Here is a 19199-nt window from a genome sequence, read left to right on the forward strand (position 1 = left end):
CAAATCTTGATCAGATCAGCGGTTTTGGCAAGTTATTGAGTCTACTCCACAGCAAGGTCAGCGATGGTGCCGAGCTTAAAATCAACGGAAGAGTCGAAAGCGAGATTTCTTCTATACCTAAACTGGCTTTTAACGTGTCGACAATAACTCGAATATCATAAGTCGGTTCATAAACTGGGATCATGGGTTTTTGTAATCCAGTTAGTCCCCATACCGCCATCAGTGCTGTACGAACGGAAGTCTCTACTGTAAAGACAACATCAAGTGGTAATTCAACAAATTGTCCTAGGAACGCCAGATTAACGCAGCCATCAGGGATAACTTTGGGGCGGTCGCTAATTTTGCGAGGCATAAACTGCGAGGTGACATAGGGCATCATGGCCGTGGATACCTTGGAGTGTGCCAGTATTTGTTGCATTTGAGCCTCGTTGCAGCCGCAATGGTAAAGAAGTTCTGTAAACAGTTCTGTGCCGGTGCATTCTTTCATTGGCTTTTTAATAAAATCGCCAGGGACATCGCTGCATTGGCCGTAAGCAAAAAAAACATTCACATCCTGTGGTTGGTTGGGAAAATATTTGTTATACAAAACAAAGGCTAATTTCCAACTGGAATCAACAATTGTCATTGCTCCTCCCGTCCCGGCGGCATTCCCTGTTTTGGCCTCTATAAAATCAAAGAATGTGCGATCGCCTTTTATTGTCGGGAAAAAGCTAACAAAATTAGTTTTTTCAATCTCAGATAAAAAAGCAGATGGATTGCCAAATTTTTTATTCTTGGCAGCTAGTTTCTCCCAGAGAGTGAAGCAACCTCTATCCTTCGTATCTTTATTCAGTTGGGCTCTTGAGTTCGTGTCCCCCATTGCGGCATTTTGTGTTAGTGAGCCACTAGTAAAAAAAACGAGGTCGCTTCTATTTAAATCAATCTTGCTTGCTCCATTTAAGTCCGTTAATGACAGTCCGGTTACAACGGTCTCGCCTGAGTTCTCAATGATTTCAATATCAGTCACTGTGGTATTGGGTTTAAAGTTGACACCAAGAGAGTTCAACCACACCTGCATCGGTTTAATAATTGAGTCATATTCGTTATATTCAGTATGTAAGATATTAGACAAGTGGGTAACACAGCTGGTGTACATCATGAACCGAGCGAGGTATCTTCTGACTTCAATCAGAGAATGGTATGGCCTGAAGGCTAACATGGTGCTCCAGCAATACCAGAAGACTGATTGGGTAAAGTCGGGGCTAAACCAGTCTGCCGCGGAGAGACCTTCCAGTTCCTCCTCTGGGGTCAGTAGGAGTTCTACCATTCGTTTGCTGTCGTGTACGGACATTAGTGGCCCGGAGTAATCGTAGAGTTGTCCTTGTTTATGCATCAGACGAAACTTGGAATAAATGGGTTCACGCAGATTGGCATAATGTGTTTCGTCAAGAACAGTCATGCCTGGCGTCTGAATGGAAGGAACCTTGCTACAAATATACCAGAGGCACTCCATCCTTGCTTCAAGCTCGCGTTCCCCTCTGCAGGTGTAACCCTTGATAGAATCTCCTGCGCCATCCATCGAGCCCCCCATGAGAGGGAGAGAGTCATAAATGGTGATATTAGCGGGGGGCATATGAGCATCAGTCACTAAGGAGATTGCCGCAGAAAGACCTGCTAAACCGCCACCAATAATATAGGCGTGCATTTTATCTATGTCTTTGGGGGGCAGAGCATTAATACGATCATAGTTTCTCATAGCGTTCCTTCCTGGATTTAAGACAAAGTTTCCTCAAGTCAAATGATTTTTGCGCTAGATTGCATCTTATTTTGAATTTTAGCGCAAAATTTGCGACTTGTTTGCGCCCAGGCTAAAAACATAGTCAGCAATTTTCTCACTAAGAGGAGCCGACCTATTCCTTCACTGAGAATAGTCACAGTTCTTTAGATTACAGTTAGCAATTTTAAGATGAGTATAGACCATCAATCACTTGCACATATCTTTTACCGTCTTTTCCTGTTATCACACCATGGATTTCCGTTGAAAAACCAGGTAAAGCTTGGCCAATGTCATCTAGCATGAGTAGAAAATCCAGAATAGGATGGCAAGCGTCAGTAATTTGTTCGCCCGGCATAATTAAGGGAATGCCTGGTGGGTAGGGTAATACCATGGCAGCGCAGACCTCACCCTTTAATTGCTCTAAAGGAACCAGTTTAATCTCTTTACGTATGAGTTTTTGATACGCGCGATGTGGAGTCATAATCACTTGAGGTAGAGAATCAAAGGCGTGATACATCATGCTGGGTAGATTATGCTTTTTAATTAAGTCATGCATCTTTTGGGTTAATGTTTGAATGGACATACGCTCATAAAACTCAGGATGTTCTTGATAAAGCTTGGGTAGTAATGTTTTGACAGAAGCATTTTCATCATAAAGTTGCTTAAATTTATTTAAGGCCGCTAATAAAGCCATAGATTTAGCGCGAGTAATTCCCAAGCTAAATAAAAACAGCATGGAATAAGGGCCTGTTTTTTCAACAACAATACCATGGGACTCTAAGTATTGTTCCACTATGCTTGCAGGAATACCCCAATCATCTAAGGTATCGTTTTTAATTCCTGGTAAAAGAATTGTGACTTTAATGGGGTCTAAAAATAAATAATCGTTACTCACATGGTGAAAACCATGCCAAGTTTCATCGAATTTTAAGGGAAAACATTCAGCGTGCTTTATCTGAGCCGGCTGCCAAACATCGAAAAACCAATCAGAGCTTTGCTTTTTTAGCCGGATTATTTCTTTACGAAAATCCAAAGCCAATTCAATGGCATCATTAATTAAGTAATATCCCGTATTCCCTGCCATCATGGCAGCAGAAACTTCGCAACTTGCTATAATGGGATAAAAAGGCGAGGTGCTGGTATGCATCATATAATTGGCATTGAGGATGTCTTCATCAAAATGACCTTTGATATGGATCATTGCTGATTGGCTAAAAGCCGCTAGTAATTTATGCGTTGATTGAGTTTCAAAAATCACTTGTTCTTTGTCTGGTGTTAAGGATAAACCAAATTTTTTGGCGTAAATAGGATGAAATTTAGTATAAGGTATCCATGCGCTATCAAAATGCAAATGAGGTATTTTGAGCTGGTTTTGGATCTTTTCGACTTGATACAAGATGCCATCATAAGTTGAATTGGTAATCACTGCGTAAACAGGCCAGGTTTTGGCATCGGGATGTTCCGCAATTTTATCTCGTATCGCTTCCTCGGTATATTCGGACTCAGGGATACCTCCAAGGATGCCATAGGTATTGCGCATTGGTTTTAAATAAATGGGAATTACATCAACCATCATTAAAAACTGAGCAATTGATTTATGGCAATTACGATCAACAATAACCGTATCTCCAGATGTGGCTGAATACATGCCTACTATTTTGTTTGATGTTGAGGTGCCATTAGTCACAATTAAAGAGCGGTCACTACCGAAGACATGAGCAATAAATTCTTCCGCCTCTCCTTGTGGTCCAGAATGGTTTAGGAGGCTACCCAGTTCCTCAATCGAAATCGACAAGTCAGCAGAAAAAATATTTTTGCCAAAAAAATCATAAAATGTGGCACCTATTGGTGTCCTTTGAAAGGCGGTTCCTCCTAAATGTCCTGGAGTACAAAATGAATAATTCAATTCATCAAGGTAGCTCATCAAGGCTTTAGTGAATGGTGGCAAAATGGCTTGTCTATACTTTTCTATAGCCAGTAAGATGCGTTTAAAGCTTTCTTTAAGCAAACTGGCATCATACTGTAAAAAATCCAAGGTAAGATCGAAGTCCCTAAGCTCAATATCTACTGAGGTATGTTTATTCGCTATAGCAAAAATAGGTAGTAATTTGTTATGGTCTGCAAAATGATGTAGTTCACTAAAGCCAAAATCATCCCAATCATACAAGATAGCTACAATACGTGGATTTAAGCTACTTACCTCATAGGCATCCCTTAGTGAGGTACAAACAGTCAGCTCGTAGTCTTTCTGTATTAAGCAGTCTTCAAGTAAGCTAACAAAATGCTTTTTGTAGTCTTGAATTTTTTTTGCATAAACAATCAGTATGTCATTCATTGTTATGACCATCCTTGGGAGATTTTAATAAAATAGGTAACAAGAAAGGCCAGATCGTACAATCCAGCCTCTTATCTCATACTATTTAAAGCCAACTTCTTTTAATCCTGTAAGTATGACTTTTTTATTCTAATCCTGCTATAACTCCATTGAAAACTGTAACTCATCGTCAAGTCCTTCAAGTTCTTGCATAAGTTCTTCAAGTTCTTCAAGCTCTTTAAGATCAAGTTGTTGCTCTGCTCGCGCTGCGTCAGCCTTAGGTACTAAATTATTAAAATGCTCCTCTAATTGTTGAGTTGCTTGCTGTAATATCAGTTGTCCTCCACTTAACTCTTGCAAATTTTGCTGCATTGCGTCTCGCTGTTCAATTTGCTTTTCCGAAGCATGGTAACTCGTTTTCAGCTTCTCATTTTCCGAGTTTAGAGCTCTCCTTTCGACAGTTAAATTCCAGCGATTAATAGCTTCTTTATCGTAGTTATCACAAGCCTTCTGTGCATTTTCAATGGCTGTTTGGGGTACAAAAAACAAGAAAATGCTTTTTAAGAAACCTGGGTTTTTATCCGCGATGAAACGGCTCCAAGCTCCGGGTTTTTCTGGCATAGGAGTTTTTAATTGATCTTGGATTGAATGCATTCTTGCAGAATTAACTTGCATTTTTTCCATTATTCTAAGCCCTTGATCATCCAAGGTACGTTGCTCCAGCGGCTCTAGTTTCTTTTTTATTTTTTCTATATCGGCAGAAATTTTAGGCAATGATTGTTTTAATTCATTGATAATATCTAAAAAGTCCTGTTCAGTGAGCGTTTCAAAAATAGAATTTTTGTGCACTTTATCTAATTTATTAAAAACTTTTGGACAATAGAGGCTAATTGCTTCTTCGTCTAATGTTAGAATGTTCTGAATTGCCTCTTTAATGTCATTCACTGCTTTGGAATTGTTTTTAGCTGACAGGTAATTAGTTTTCATGGCAATCTCTCTTATCCTAATTTAGGCATAAAATTGTTCTGCACTTTCATTGTAATACACCGATTATTAAGGATTTATGACGTCAATGCCTTTTGGTCCGATAGATAAAAAACTATTTTATAGGGCAAGAACTTCATGTATTTATTAACAAAATGAAGCGAAGTATTTTATGGACTTGATATCTGCTACTAATTGCGGACGATAAGGATTGAAAAAGACGAGACAAGAGAAGATTATTGTAGAGGGATTACAAAATAATTTTCTCAGTCGTCATGTTACAGCTGAAGAAATATACTTATACTTACAGCAGCCAGGCAAAAAAAGTGACCTGGCAACTATCAACAGTTGGTGTGCAACCGAAGCAATAGATTGCTCGAGAAAACCGAAGAAAGGCTATGGAAATAACAAGGAATAAATCAATGTGGATTCATCGATGGTTATTGCTAGCGATGCTGTTCACCTCGTCTTGTTCATTCATTTCAAAACAGAGTAAGGTTAGCAAAAAACTCGATATTACAAAGGAAGATTGGCAGTTTTTAAAAACGCAAAATCAAAATACTAACCAATATGACGGGGCTTTATAGGGACTATGTCTATGTTATCAACAACACAAAAGAATATTCTTGAGGAAAGCAAACGTCTCTTACCCAATATAGAAATTAACACTGGTAGAGCCTTACAACCGTTATTGGTCGGTTTTAGAGGAAAAAAAGGAAAAGCAATAGCAGCAGTATATCCTGAGTCCGTGACCGATGTTTATAAATTAATAAGTTTATATAGACAGATGAATGTTGGTTATCTTCTGCAAGGAGCTAATACCGCCTTAAAAGGGCAGGGAACACCTAATGGTGAAGAGCGTGACGTAGTTATTATTAAGACACTGAAATTAAAGAAGATTAAAATTCTCGATATTCCGCAACAGCAAGAATATAAAATACTTCTTGTGCAACCTGGTGTAGCTTTAAAGGACGCAGAAATTGAACTCAACAAAATTAACTTTAGTCTTCCCCATAAAACAGGCTCGCATGATCTCGGAAATACTTTTGGAGCAAGCTGCGCTAATGCCTGTGGTGGGGTTGAGGTTAATAATAGAGATGGTCGCCCATCTCTAACTCATACAGGTAATATGGGCGTTGTGGCAATTAGTTCTGAGGGAGCAATCTATAATGGCTTTATTCGATCTAGTGCTATGACGTCTGGTGAAGATTTATTACAGCGTATCGATAATAATGAAATAACAATCGACGACATCGAACTTCCTTGTCTCAACGAGATTGATGAGTTTCTAAAAAAACTTTTCTTTGAAAAAAGCTATCCCATAAGGAATCATCGGGGGGATCTTATTTTTCCTGGCGATGGGGGTGAGGGCTCCCAAGCGGTTGTTTATCAGATGTATCTTGTCCATAAAAAGCCAGAAATAACTCAGACTTATGTATTATTGTTTCATGCTAAAGATAAAAAAGAACAATTTTATAAAGAGGTTCTCTTTGCCGAAGGGCCAGATCATCCTAATTCCTTACCCATTTTATGCGAATCGATGAATGCCCTAATAGTCAATGAAATAGTAAATAACGGCGTGTGCTTTATTATGGCGGCTCTTCTGGCCAGTAGCTATAGATGGGTACCCAAACATATTACTCAACTCATGCGTTTACGTAACGCTCTTATTCGCTTCGCACCTACCCTTTATATTAACCTGGAATCCTGGATAGGAAGGTATTTTTCCCGGTTCCTCATTCCACCAAAAATTAGAAACACGAGTTATGAGGAACTGGTCATAGTGCAAGTAGCGGATTATCAGCAAGGTCAAACAAACATTGTTCATTTTACAGAAAAACTAAATCATTTTTACGATAAGAATACTGAGATAATGCAGATCATTAAAATAAAGCCCCACTCTTTTAATGAGCGTATGATAATTCAAATGCGAACAATCTCCGCCGCCACAACTTTGTCACTCTCACTAAAAGAAAAAGCGACTCTATTTCCTTTTGATGACGCCTTGATGCCGGGCACGATGACCCACGAATACACCACCTTATTACGTCAGAGAATAGAAAAAAATCTTGCGGTTAAGCTATCAGGCCCTTTTTTATATGGACATGATTTAAAGCAAATTAGCCATAATGAATGGTTGGTATTCGGTGCTCTCACAGAAGAGCAAGAAAAAGAAATTTATCGTATTCAATTGCAAACCGTAAAAGAGGTCGGCGGATTTGCTCATGCAGAGCATGGGGTCGGCGATCATGCCGACACCGATCTGGATGATAATGAGCTCATCAAATTAGTAGCTCACCGATTGCTCAATGACGTAGCTGGACTAGCAAATCCAGGAGGGGGGGCGGAAAGAGCATTTCGAAAGGCGTGCAAAAATCCTCAGCTTTTTAAAGAAGGCGTAGCCATGGCAGCAGCAGTACTAAAACAAGAGTCTGACAAGGGCACCTTGTGGTCATGGGAGGGTAAAACGGATCCTCTATTAATCAATAAGCTGCAACAGAATATCTCCGCTTTCTCTAAAACGACGGCGTAGCTAAAAGCCCTAGGTCGGGACGATCTATCACTTCCCATTTTTATTACTTAGCTAAAATAATAAAAACTAAGAGATTATATAAGATTTTTAAGATACAAGGTCGGGCAACAAATTGCCCGACAAAACATCGTCGCCCCAACCCCCATCTGAAAAAATCACCGACACATGCCCTATTACGTGATGTTTTCCTAGGCGAATGTCGCTATGAATACTAGAAACCAGCGACCTACCTTTTTAACCAGGTCTCGGGTTATACGAGTTAGTATCGTTCATAATTGGACTCAAGACGTCAAAAAACCAAGCAATGGCAATCATGCCAATGGTCACTACCGCAACGAGGTAATAAGGTAATTTTGATTGCTTGGTATACATATCGCATAAATCGTCATAGATGCTGGTCATCGTTGAATAGACCTCTGTGCATTGTTTCTGGATCTCGTCAGCTTCATCCTCTTCTAGTTCTATCGTATCCATTTGTTTCATCATGTCATTGTAAACATTGAGTGATGAACCACCCCCGCTAACTATAGACGAAAAATCATATTGGTGAGTCGATATTTGATAATTGGTTAACGCGTTACTAGGCTCAATGTATCTTTTGATAATAGCATTGCCACCATGCATAAAACCGGCAACATGCATTAAAAAATGCGCAAGCAATGCTTTCGGAGGTAATTGCTTGATGTCACTAAGGTATTTTTGAGTAGCAGGGGCTATCTGATGGTCTTTAATTTCATCAACATTAACGTCTAATTGTTCTAAGTCAGCCCGTATCCCTGAAGTACGCCATAACTGCTCAATATAAGTTAAAGCAAAAAACGCACTAATTGGGGTTTTATCTTCCAATCCCTTTAATTGTGTCTCTATAGCTTTGATGATCACAAAGTGTTGGATCAAACGAGCGACATATAAATCTTCGGGGATTTTTTTATTCTTAAAAAGATGTTCTGTTTTAAAGCGATGAAACTCAGCTTTTTCATGCTCATCGGTACGTTTACCATATTTGCCACCTTGATATGTAGCGGCTAATAGGGCTTGGCTAAAAAGCATAAGGTATACTCCTTCCATAGAACAAGCACCAATACTATAACGAGGAATATCCGTGCTTGGGTGTAATTAATAATGATGCCCAATAATAAGTCAACTCTGTGTCTTTGGCAATTATAAATTGAAACAAGCTGGGGTTATGCGAGCGGTCTATTTTGTCGCGTTTATTAGTGAAAAGAACGGGCACTAAGTATTATGTATTATGTAAAAATATATGGAAAATAAAAAGAAATTTGCTGTGATTATTGTTCATTGTGTGTGACTATCTTGGCATCTAGGGTAGATTTAATTAACTCTAACCAGAGAGCTAAGAATATAGGAAAAGGATGAGTAATTTGATGCGATGCAAAAGTATTTATAGTGCTATTTTTCTAATTAGTCTTTCGATCTTAATGGTGGAAATCACCTTAACGAAAATATTCTCGGTAACGCTATGGTACCATTTTTCGTATTTTACGGTATCACTGGCTCTTTTTGGCGTAGGGTTTGGTGGATTATTGGTCTATCATTTTCAAGAGCACTTTAAAGTTTTGGTGCATGAAAATTTATATTTTCTCAGTATGGCGCAAGGGCTGAGTATTATTTTGGGATTAAAGGCTGCGTTGTCTTATGGACTACCCAATTTTTTAGATACGTCACATATCATTAGTTTTTTATTGTTTTATTTGTTTTGCACGGCGCCTTTTATTTTGGGCAGCATGATTTTATCTATATTATTTCTGAATTGGCCCAATCGATCAGGGATGATTTATGGTGCTGATTTGTTGGGGGCCGCTGCAGGGTGTATTGCCTGTATTATTGCCATCAGCTATTTGACTGCGCCACAGGTGATTCTAGTTGCAAGTCTCGCATGTACTGTTGCTGCATTATTATTTGGTTTACCGCGAGTTAAAATAGTTCCCTTTCTCCTCTTATTCATTACTTTAATTTTATTGTTCTTCAGCGATTCTGCTTTTAAAGTAAATCAGCCTAAAAATTATTATAGTGAAGACAATACAGTTCTTTTTCAAAAGTGGTCCCCGCTGTCCAGAATTACAGTATATCCGCAGTTTCTGTATGGCGGAGCAAATAATACCAATCCTTTTGGTTGGGGGATGAGTGACACCTATAAAACGACTCATCAATATAAAACACTGTGGATTGAGCAGGATGCCAGTGCTGGGACACCTATTGTTCCTTTTGACGGCGATTATGCAAAAGTTGATTTTTTAAAATACGACATTACTGCCCTTCCTTATTATTTGAAGCGCGATGCAAACGTATTTATTTTAGGAGTAGGCGGTGGTCGTGATGTATTAACCGCATTAATTTTTAATAATAAACAAATTACTGGTGTTGATATTCATCCTGTCATTGTGGATTTAATCAAAAATAGATATGCCCAATTTACCGGTAACATTTACAATAATAAGTACGTGAATATTGTAGTAGCTGAAGGTCGAAGTTTCCTGGCTAGAAGCCATTCTCATTTTGACATCATACAGATTCCTCTAATTGACAGCTGGGCAGCGACCGTTGCCGGAGCATTTGCGATGACGGAAAACAGCTTATATACCAAAGAAGCATTTTTAAATTACATCAATCACTTATCACCATCAGGTATTCTCAGTGTCTCGCGATTTTATTTCACTCCTGATAATCAAACGATTAAAGTGGCTATTCTTGCGCGAGTTGCTCTGGAACAAATAGGAGTTAAAAATATAGAAAATAATATTGTTGTTATTAAAAATAGTAGCGTAAAGAAAAGAAATACTGTAGCGACTGTTTTGGTCAAGCGAGAGCCGTTTACCGACAGTGAACTAAAGCAAATTCAACAGTTAGCTGATAGCTTACATTTTGGTATGGTCTATATTCCTCACGGAATGCACAATGAATCTTTATTTGAAAATGCATTGACGACGAATAACTTAAACCAATTACTTGACAACTATTATTATGACATTCGCCCTAATAGCGATAATAGGCCATTTTTCTTTCAAATGTTCTATTTCTCCAAAGTTATGGATATCTTAAATGGCAAAGAAATTACAGGGCAAGTATTTAATTTTTATGGGGTTTTTGTTCTTTTCTTTCTTTTGATCACTTCTACTGTTTTAGTTCTCTTATTTTATATTGTTCCCTCGTGCTTTTCAAAAAATAAAGGTCAATTGTCCATTTCCTGGGGTGCTTATTTTATTTTTCTAGGCCTAGGATTTATGTTTATTGAAATTCCTTTCATACAACAAGGAGCTGTTTATTTAACAAGTCCTGTCTATGGTTTATCCATCAGTCTATGCGGGTTATTATTTTTTGGTGGTCTAGGCAGTATGACGACTGGGCGTTATGAACAGACCAGTCTAAAATATTTATTGATTATTAGTCTTGTTGCTGTTGTGGTAATTGCCACATTACTTTCTTGTTACTTTAATTGGTTTTTACATTACACAGAAGTGCAGCCCTGGTTTTTAAAAGTATTATTTTTTATTTTAATATTAGCTCCCACTGCTTTTTTTATGGGTGTTGCACTACCTGCTGGTATTCGTTTCGCCCAAGAGCGGTTTACAAATAATATACCTTGGTTTTGGGCATTGAATGGGGCGTCGTCTGTTTTAGGTTCTATTATTGCAATGGCTGCGTCCATGATGTTTGGTTATAATATAGCGCTACTTCTAGCCGCATTATCCTATTTATTTGCAATTTTGTTCGGTGTGACTCAACTATTGCGCAACGAGAAAAAGGTTGTTACTCGGTGACTAGATAAGACTCAAGATCACTGGTCGACTGAGTGCAACGAGAGTTAGAATTCCTAATACAGCGTATCGATTGAGGTAATATAGGATCCCCTTACGCTCACTGGACCTTTGTCGCAACTCTTTTGCAGAAGAGAATGGTTGCGTCGCTGCAGTGCGTGAATCTTCCTGTTTCGTGTACACTCCTGTTTGACGCCCCGTGCCTCCTCGTCCTTCTCTCTCTGTCGCGAGTTTCGAAAGAGGTATAACCTCCTGGTTGACCCAGCATTTAAGAGCAGCACAGACTGGCAAATAAAGAAGAATGACGATCTCACCAAATATTCGCGCCTCAGGGAAATTGCCAATTAGCAATAAACCTAAAAAATAAAATAAGGCAAGATAGCGAATGGGTCTGTATTTCGCAGGAATATAATCATAAAAGGCAAACCATAATAATGGCAGTCCTGCTAAACAGTACACAAATAAAAAAATATGTTGCATGTTTAAAAGCCAATAGAGATTGATTTCGAAATAAGTATATTCTGATGCTTGGTAATACCATTCGACAAGACCACCAGGTAAGTTCCTTGTCCAAAAGAGCACCAAGCCTCTAGTGATCATATAAGCTAGCAGGGCAAAAGAAAAAGGTTTCAGCACTTGTTTTAGCTGTGACCAATGCACCAAGGGGATAAGAAGTACTAACAAAATACTGCTTTCCCTATTTAACGTAGCTAATGCGATGAAACAGGTTAAGAGAAGCCATTGAGCACGTAAACACAGCAAGAATCCAGCCGTCATAAAAAAGAGTGAGGCGCTGTCATAAGGATAGTAATACGGAGCGGGGTAGTTTTTTGCTAAGCCATAATTAATGGCCGTTTCTAGGGGTAATAGTAATAAAAAAAGCCAACTAAGGCAGGTGGCACATCGTGGAGAAAACTCTTGTTGCAATAACTGTTTCATCGCAGCATACAATAGACCAACAAAAATAAGCTCTACAAGAAAAAACAAATTAGGAATATCCATAGGAAGAAAAGCATGTAAACCGCGAACCAATGCAGGGACTAAGAGTCTTTGACCAAAAGGGAGCCGTGCAGAAAAATCTACTAATTGATCCAGCACTACGTCGGCATAAATAAACGTTAATTTTAGGTGCATATAAACGTAGCTAAATAGTAATAGGCACGTTAAGAAATAGGTCTTATAACGGAATAAATCCTGACTCATGGCACATTCCTTTGATTAAAAATAATGTTCTTTATTTCTTTTTGATTAATATAACTATTTTATCATTTTAAGTGGAGTAAAAAGATGAGTCCATCAAGATTTAGTAGCGACTATTGGTACTAGTTACTCTCCCTCGATGGAGAGGAAATAAGAGGCTGAATAATATTCAGATGGCACAAACAGTTCCCTCGCCTGCGTGAGATATTTTGATTAGAACCAAATACTCAATCACGGGAGAGGGCCTAGACGGATATTTCATTCTTAGCCTGAGGGCTATACCAGATCAACCAAATCGGCATGCTTTTTCTTCTGTTGCTACTTCAGGAGTATAAGGGGCAAGATGTTCTTGGGGAGCGAATAAATTGACCACCTTAGAACTCACTGGAATAGATTCTGCTGCACTGGTTAATTTTTCCTCTGGTTGAGGAGTATGACCAAGAGCATTCAACATTTTTGCAGTTGTATTTCCTGGGGTTTCTTCAGCTAATACCTCATGGTTAGTATTTGCTGCAGCAGTAACAACCTCCTGTTGTTTAAAACGATATAAATTCGCTAAAACAATAGTCGACTCAAGCACCATCAGAGCAACACCTAGTGCGGGATTAAGAGCAAAACCTAATGCGACAAACAATCCTGCTGCAACTAAAGTAACCAAAGAGTTATAGCTTAAACTTACGAATAAATTTTGGAAGATATTGCTTTTAGTTTTCTCAGCAACATCAAATGCTGTAGCAATAGGAAATAACAATCCTTCCTGCACTACTATACCTGCGTGTTGTTCGGTAACATCATCACCAATACTTGATCGCACGGCAACACCAACATCTGCATAGGCAATTGCGGTAACATCATTGGCAGCATCACCGACCATGGCCACTTTATAGCCTTGGCGTCTTAGCTTCTCAATATAACTTGTTTTAGAAACTTCACCTTCTTTGGTAACCGCACCTACCGTGTTGGCACAAATGTTTTCTTCGTCAATACCTAATGATGCGGCATATTTTTCTGCCGTAGCTTTATCTGCACCGGTGCAAAGATGTATTTTTTTACCCTGGCGCTTTAACTGGTCGATTGTTGCTTTGGCATCTTTACGTAAAGGATCGTTTAAAGCAATTTGGCCTATGATTTCTTTTTTATACACAATATAAATGGAACCATTTTCAGGATTATCATAAGGCTCATTGATTTCTGCCATTCCATTGGCTAACAGCATATCTTTATTGCCTATCATAAATCGCTCGCCATTAATCAAAGCGCTTATCCCAGAGTGATGGCTTTTATCAATAGCCGTTATTTCTAAAGGATGATTGGAGGTAGTGTTCTGAGCTTCTGCATGCGACTTAATAATTTGGGCTACGGGGTGATCTGATTGAGATTCTAATAACGCCACATGTTGCCATAGCTTTTTATCTTGCCAAAACTGTTTATTTGCAGTATGCAATGCATTAACCTCAATATTTCCTTGCGTTAGCGTGCCGTTTAAATCAAAAACAATGATGTCAATATCTGCTGCTGCTTGTAGTGCCTTTCCATTTTTAAAATGAATCCCTTCATCAGATGCTTTTTTCATCCCAATTCTAACTGCCATAGGAGTAATCAAACTCAGGGCACAAGGACAAGCACTGACCAAAACAGAAACCACACATTGAATAGCCAAGGCAGGGGTGAACACTACGCCGATAACAAGACCTGATATAAGTGCTATAGAGAGCAATCCAGGGATAAAGTATTTCAATACAGTGTCAGCAAAAACCTCAACAGGTGCTTTTTCATCATTAGCTTTTTCAATGTTTTTGGCGATCAATGAGAGATAAGAGTTTTGATAGGTTTTAGTAACACGCATTTCCAACGAGGGGATATGATCTGCTAAGCGCATGCCTGCTTTAACTGCGTCGCCGGGCTTAAACTCTTTGAGATAGGGCGAGCCATCGACGCGCGTAGTATAAATAAGTGCTTTTTGAGTTAATACCCCATCGACAGGAATAACATTTCCTTTTTTCACTACAATGATATCGTTAGGAATTAATGTTTTGACAGAGATTTTCTTATCAGGATTACCTTTCAGTAATACTCGTTGGGGCGCACAGTCACGTATATCTAATTTATTTTTAATTTCATCTTTTAAAGTATGTTCAATGCCTTCACCTAAATGCCAAAAGCCTAAAACTAGAGGCGCGGCCTCAAACATCATGGGTAATCCAGGAACAAAAAGGCTAACGATAGAGACAACGACAATAGTCACCGTACTAATTGCGTATAAGGTTGAGGTATTCCACTTGTCTTTAAGTAAGGCATCTAAGGCTGATTGATAAACATTATATCCCAAATACAGGGTCATCAAAGAAGTAAGTGCTGTGATGACATAATAAGCAATAACAGGAATATTAAAACTGGCAATAGAAAGGATCAGTAAGCCTGCTCCCCAAATTAGTCCTAATGTGGCTTTAAGCCAATGATTATCATGGCCATGATCGTGATCGTGATCGTGATCGTGATCGTGATGATGATCGTGATGATGGTCGTGATGATGGTCGTGATGATGGTCGTGATGATGGTCATGATGATGGTCGTGATGATGGTCATGATGATGGTCGTGATGATGGTCATGACCATGGCAATCGTTATCGCAGTGGTCATGAGTGTTACCATGCTTTCTATTTTTTTTACGTTTCTTGGGGCGGTCAGGATGTGCAGGCATAGAAGCATGTGCATGTTCTTCATGTCCCGTTTCCTCATCATCCCAAAGCGTTTCCATCTCCATTTTTTCGTCAAGCACAATCTCTTCTGCCAACAAAAGTTGGTTGACTTTGTTTTGTATGGCAGTCGCATCTTCGGAGGTACACAATAGGCTGATGCTTTTATTCGTGGTGGTCAAGTCTATGGCCACTCGTATTAATGGCAGCTCTTGGTCCTCATTTAAAATATGCTTAATTTTCTCTGCAGTTTGTTCGGGAGCGAGAAAGGGGAGAGTATCCAAAAGGCGGAATCGATAATTATAATAATACATTGGTTTCCTCCATTATAAAGGACTGTATAGGCGTTAAAGAGGGCTAGTAGAATGAACGATCTGACCTATAACGCTACAGAGCATGCTATGGCTTTTAAAAGTGTTACATTGTAACATTTTATTGATAAAGAACAAGACGCATTAAGTAATTTTTAAACCACAGGAGTATTGTGTTAAATAATTAGGGAGTTGTTTAATTATTTTTCTGTGAAGTCAGGACTGTGCTACAATGTCTCACTTGAACGATTAAATTTAAAAAGAATTGATGAAACACAATTTGTTGGATAAAGCTTATAAACATTGTATGAGCCACGGCTATAGATTTACGGAGCCAAGAGAGCGTGTCCTCAAAATATTGGTGGACGAGCGAAAACCTCTCGGCGCCTACGATATATTGCAAAGACTATCAATGGAGGTTGATAATCCTAAGCCTCCAACAGTTTATCGTGCCATTCAGTTTTGGCATCAAGAAGGATTTATTCATTGCATTGACAGTCTCAAATCCTACGTCGCTTGTTTGCATGGACATCATGTGGGGCAGGCTCAATTCCTCATTTGTAACCGATGCGATTTTGTCAAAGAACTAGAATGTATGATTGATTTCACTTCGGTAACCGAATCAGCTGCTGCTATTCAATTTTCAATTATAAATTGTACTGTAGAAATCAAAGGGGTATGTGCTAATTGCACTTTGTCCAATCTAGAGAATTAATCCTCAGCGAGCATTGCATCATGGCTTTGAGGCACATATAACTACTCTGAATAATCTTTATTTGATGTTTGTGTCAAGCCAACGGATGCGGCTCAAGAGACTCATAAGCTTGGGCAGCTTTCTCTCCATTTTAATTTAAAATAAAGAGGTGTGTCGTTAATGATACACCTCTTTAATATTGTTCTACTCCTTCTCGCATTACATGGATGATTGTATGCTAGAACGATGTTCTACCTCATCACTAGCTTCAGACGTTAGCTGCTCTTTTTCAATTTCTGCTTTTAACGCATTTATTGAGCCTTTTAACTCACTAACTCGCTCCATTGATGATTTCTTAGAATCTTGAACAGCTGAAACACCAGTGAATGCTTCTTTCACGCTTTGTACAAATCTATGGATGGCACCCAATATTCCTCTAGACTCAGATAATTTTTTTGTATTCTCGGGACAAACACAATCATCACATTCCTTTATAATATCGTTCTTCCCTTTTCTCTCGTAAATGTAATCATCCCGTAAATTAATTAATTTGTTACAGATCACCTGTGCTTCCTTGGCGGCTCCAGTAAAGCCACTTTTTTCTAAGGCATTGGCTTTCTTCATCATTCCTTCTATCTTTCCATCAATTCCTAGATTGTGTATTGTCGCTTTGCGAGCTTTTATTTCAGGTGTGTCAGGCTGAGGCTTTATCGCTATATCGATAATTGCCTCTTCTTTTTTCGCTGTTGTCACATTAGGATCTTTGAGGTCGGGTACTCGCTCTTCTTGTTTCACTACTACTTCAGTAGGATCTTTGATTTCAGTTGGTTGTACTATTATTTCTTCTTGTCTCGCTTCAGCGATTAATTCCTCATCTTTTTTGGGGGGCTCGATTACAACGCTTTGCTGTACTTCTTGATGGATATTTTGTTGAGGTACATCAACTACTCTTTCTGTCTGAACCGTTGTCGTAACCACTTCTTCTTTTTTCATTGCGGCAACAGTCTCTAATGCTGAATCACGAGAAGATTCTGCTTCCTGTAGCCCACGAATTCCGCTAGATAATTCGTTCTCTATGGATTGAAGAAACTCATCTGTCGTATCTAGCGCTGTCTGTTTAGAAGTAACCTCTTGAATTACTCTAGCTTTAGATGATTCGGCTTCTTGTACACCAGTAGGATTTACAATACCTTCTTTTGCCCCCATATCGTTTAATTTTTGTTGAACCTCTCGGGCTCTTTTTTCTTCGGCTATCCTTTTTTCTTCGGCTAATTGTTTGTTTCTTTCTTCCGATTTTCTTGCTTCATCTATCTTTCGTGCTTCTTCTAGCCTTTTTGCTTCAGCTTCTTCACGTTGTTTTATCTCCTTGCTTGTTTCCAATAAAGTCGTATTTTGGGGCGATTGAGCAATAAATTTTTCTACGGCGTCTCTCACTTCACGTTTATCTTTATTTTTCTGTACTGCGGCTGTTACATCGGAATTTCCTCCAGATATAGCCGCCCTTCGTCCAGTTATTTTACTGGGATCTATCATACCTGGGGTGCTATTTTTTTTACGTATCTCCGCTACGCCTTCACTTAGAGATTTTCGTAAATCATCTAATCCATCTTCACCTATCAAATCTAATAATTGCTGTTGATTTTCTGTAAGCTCTACCTCATCAAGGTCTTCATCACCTATTGTTACTGCTAAATCTATCAACTTGTCAGTTAGGTATTCTCTCTCTGCTCTTGCTTCTTGCCTCTTTTGGGATTCTATACCCTTTCTTTGGAGCTCCCCTAGATCTATATCACCTTTCCCAACGGGGGGCGTAGTGGTCGAGGGGCTAGGCTCTTGTACCTTGTTATTATCTGAGGAAAGAGTCACTTTCTCTTTTTTCGCTGATGATAAACCTCCCATGGGGGGCGGTGGTGGAACATTAAATTTAGCTGGAGGTGGTGGAACATTAAATTTAGGTGGAGGTGGTATATTAATGTCAGGAGGAGGTGGCGGCGCATCAGGTATTTGACTGACTTCCTCTGAAGAACTTTGCTGTTTTGCTCTTTCTTCCTCTGCTTTTCTTTGATTCTCTTCCTCTTCAAGTTTCCTTTTAGTTTCAATTTTTTCTAATTCTGTACCCACTTGGCCTTTAACATCTTTTAATTTACCTTCCATCGCCTCTTTTTTTTGTTTTAATTGTGTGAGGAGTCCCTCTTGGCTTTCTAGGGCTTGTTGGTATTCGCCTTGACTTGCTTGAGCAGTTTTTAATTTTGTTGATAATTCACCAAATTGGCTCAGCAAACGCTCTATCTCTGCTTCTTTAGTTCTAATGCTTTGTTCATAGCGTTGAATTGCTTCCCGTTTTTCTTGTTCAATTTGTTCTTGAGTTTTTTCTGTTACTTGTGTTCCACCGGATTTTCTTAACGTTGTCCCTCCATCTTTTAATTGTTGCACCATGTCCCCACTGGGATCCGTGTTAGTTTGGGGCCTCTCTGGAGTGCTAGTTGTAGGGGTATTTCCGGTTTTATCCCCTTTTGCTTTAGGAGTAAAATTAAACGGAGGTGGAGGTGGTGGTACACCATCAAACTGGGGCGCATCAGGTACGGATTGAATGCTTGAAGATAATTCGGTTGTGCTATTTTTTATTTCTCTGGATTTTACAGTAAGTTTGTTTATTTCATCCTTAATGTTTTTTTGCAAGCCCTCAATTTCTTTCACTATGCCATTAATTGCGACCGCATTGCTATCTACTTGCCTTTTCGTTGTTTCAACGTTTGTGACTTCATCACGGAGCCTTCTAATTTCACCCTGTAGCAATGAAACTTTTCCTGCCAGCTCGGCCTGTTTTTTCACTAATCCTTCTACAGGATCTGCCTCTGATCTGCCTCGCATTTGGTCACCTACTTGTTGAAATTGAAAGGAAGGAAAACTTGCCTTTGTTCCTCTGTAATTATAA

11 protein-coding genes are annotated in these 19199 nt (G+C 39.0%); 4 read left to right on the forward strand and 7 right to left on the reverse strand.

The window, feature by feature from the left end; translation table 11 throughout:
- Positions 1-10: 10 nt before the first annotated feature.
- From LFA_RS01090 to LFA_RS01100, 3 genes are all read right to left on the reverse strand, one after another.
- Complete coding sequence (locus LFA_RS01090) at positions 11-1735, reverse strand: oleate hydratase (RefSeq protein WP_045094553.1); 1725 nt, start codon at positions 1733-1735, stop codon at positions 11-13.
- Positions 1736-1940: 205 nt separating this feature from the next.
- The gene (gene ldcC / locus LFA_RS01095; RefSeq protein ID WP_045094554.1) at positions 1941-4091 is read right to left on the reverse strand and encodes a lysine decarboxylase LdcC; all 2151 of its coding nucleotides are present in this window, start codon (positions 4089-4091) and stop codon (positions 1941-1943) included.
- A 138-nt stretch (positions 4092-4229) separates the two neighbouring features.
- A complete protein-coding gene (locus LFA_RS01100) occupies positions 4230-5057 on the reverse strand; it encodes a hypothetical protein (RefSeq protein WP_045094555.1) in 828 nt (275 codons plus the stop codon).
- A 208-nt stretch (positions 5058-5265) separates the two neighbouring features.
- On the opposite strand from LFA_RS01100, the gene LFA_RS01105 reads away from it, so the two are divergent.
- The gene (locus tag LFA_RS01105; protein ID WP_045094556.1) at positions 5266-5472 is read left to right on the forward strand and encodes a helix-turn-helix domain-containing protein; all 207 of its coding nucleotides are present in this window, start codon (positions 5266-5268) and stop codon (positions 5470-5472) included.
- Between the two features lie 180 nt (positions 5473-5652).
- Positions 5653-7587, forward strand: a complete 1935-nt coding sequence (locus LFA_RS01110; RefSeq protein WP_045094557.1) for an FAD-binding protein — start codon at positions 5653-5655, stop codon at positions 7585-7587.
- 234 nt (positions 7588-7821) lie between these two features.
- Here the strand turns inward: LFA_RS01110 and LFA_RS01115 are convergent, their stop codons facing one another.
- Positions 7822-8637 (reverse strand): biliverdin-producing heme oxygenase, encoded by an 816-nt coding sequence (locus tag LFA_RS01115; protein WP_045094558.1) that lies wholly within the window; start codon positions 8635-8637, stop codon positions 7822-7824.
- 323 nt (positions 8638-8960) lie between these two features.
- Here LFA_RS01115 and LFA_RS01120 point away from each other — a divergent pair, with 323 nt between their 5' ends.
- Complete coding sequence (locus LFA_RS01120; protein WP_045094559.1) at positions 8961-11366, forward strand: spermine/spermidine synthase domain-containing protein; 2406 nt, start codon at positions 8961-8963, stop codon at positions 11364-11366.
- On the opposite strand, the gene LFA_RS01125 is transcribed toward LFA_RS01120, so the two are convergent.
- Both LFA_RS01125 and LFA_RS01130 read right to left on the reverse strand, forming a co-directional pair.
- Positions 11367-12566, reverse strand: a complete 1200-nt coding sequence (locus LFA_RS01125; RefSeq protein ID WP_045094560.1) for a hypothetical protein — start codon at positions 12564-12566, stop codon at positions 11367-11369.
- 283 nt (positions 12567-12849) lie between these two features.
- Positions 12850-15573, reverse strand: a complete 2724-nt coding sequence (locus LFA_RS01130) for a heavy metal translocating P-type ATPase (RefSeq protein ID WP_045094561.1) — start codon at positions 15571-15573, stop codon at positions 12850-12852.
- A 265-nt stretch (positions 15574-15838) separates the two neighbouring features.
- On the opposite strand from LFA_RS01130, the gene LFA_RS01135 reads away from it, so the two are divergent.
- Positions 15839-16285, forward strand: coding sequence for a Fur family transcriptional regulator (locus tag LFA_RS01135; RefSeq protein WP_045094562.1), 447 nt, complete (start codon positions 15839-15841; stop codon positions 16283-16285).
- 198 nt (positions 16286-16483) lie between these two features.
- Here the strand turns inward: LFA_RS01135 and LFA_RS01140 are convergent, their stop codons facing one another.
- Positions 16484-19135, reverse strand: a complete 2652-nt coding sequence (locus tag LFA_RS01140; RefSeq protein ID WP_045094563.1) for a coiled-coil domain-containing protein — start codon at positions 19133-19135, stop codon at positions 16484-16486.
- Between the last annotated feature and the right edge of the window lie 64 nt (positions 19136-19199).

Origin of the sequence: Legionella fallonii LLAP-10, from assembly GCF_000953135.1 — a bacterium.
GTDB classification, from domain to species: Bacteria; Pseudomonadota; Gammaproteobacteria; order Legionellales; family Legionellaceae; genus Legionella; species Legionella fallonii.

Bases quoted from the DNA above. Each gene is read 5' to 3' on its own strand.
- LFA_RS01130 (WP_045094561.1), bottom strand. From the start codon at position 15,573: ATGTATTATTATAATTATCGATTCCGCCTTTTGGATACTCTCCCCTTT.
- LFA_RS01115 (WP_045094558.1), bottom strand. From the start codon at position 8,637: ATGCTTTTTAGCCAAGCCCTATTAGCCGCTACATATCAAGGTGGCAAA.
- LFA_RS01100 (WP_045094555.1), bottom strand. From the start codon at position 5,057: ATGAAAACTAATTACCTGTCAGCTAAAAACAATTCCAAAGCAGTGAAT.
- ldcC (WP_045094554.1), bottom strand. From the start codon at position 4,091: ATGAATGACATACTGATTGTTTATGCAAAAAAAATTCAAGACTACAAA.
- LFA_RS01090 (WP_045094553.1), bottom strand. From the start codon at position 1,735: ATGAGAAACTATGATCGTATTAATGCTCTGCCCCCCAAAGACATAGAT.
- LFA_RS01140 (WP_045094563.1), bottom strand. From the start codon at position 19,135: ATGCGAGGCAGATCAGAGGCAGATCCTGTAGAAGGATTAGTGAAAAAA.
- LFA_RS01125 (WP_045094560.1), bottom strand. From the start codon at position 12,566: ATGAGTCAGGATTTATTCCGTTATAAGACCTATTTCTTAACGTGCCTA.
- LFA_RS01120 (WP_045094559.1), top strand. From the start codon at position 8,961: ATGAGTAATTTGATGCGATGCAAAAGTATTTATAGTGCTATTTTTCTA.
- LFA_RS01135 (WP_045094562.1), top strand. From the start codon at position 15,839: ATGAAACACAATTTGTTGGATAAAGCTTATAAACATTGTATGAGCCAC.
- LFA_RS01110 (WP_045094557.1), top strand. From the start codon at position 5,653: ATGTTATCAACAACACAAAAGAATATTCTTGAGGAAAGCAAACGTCTC.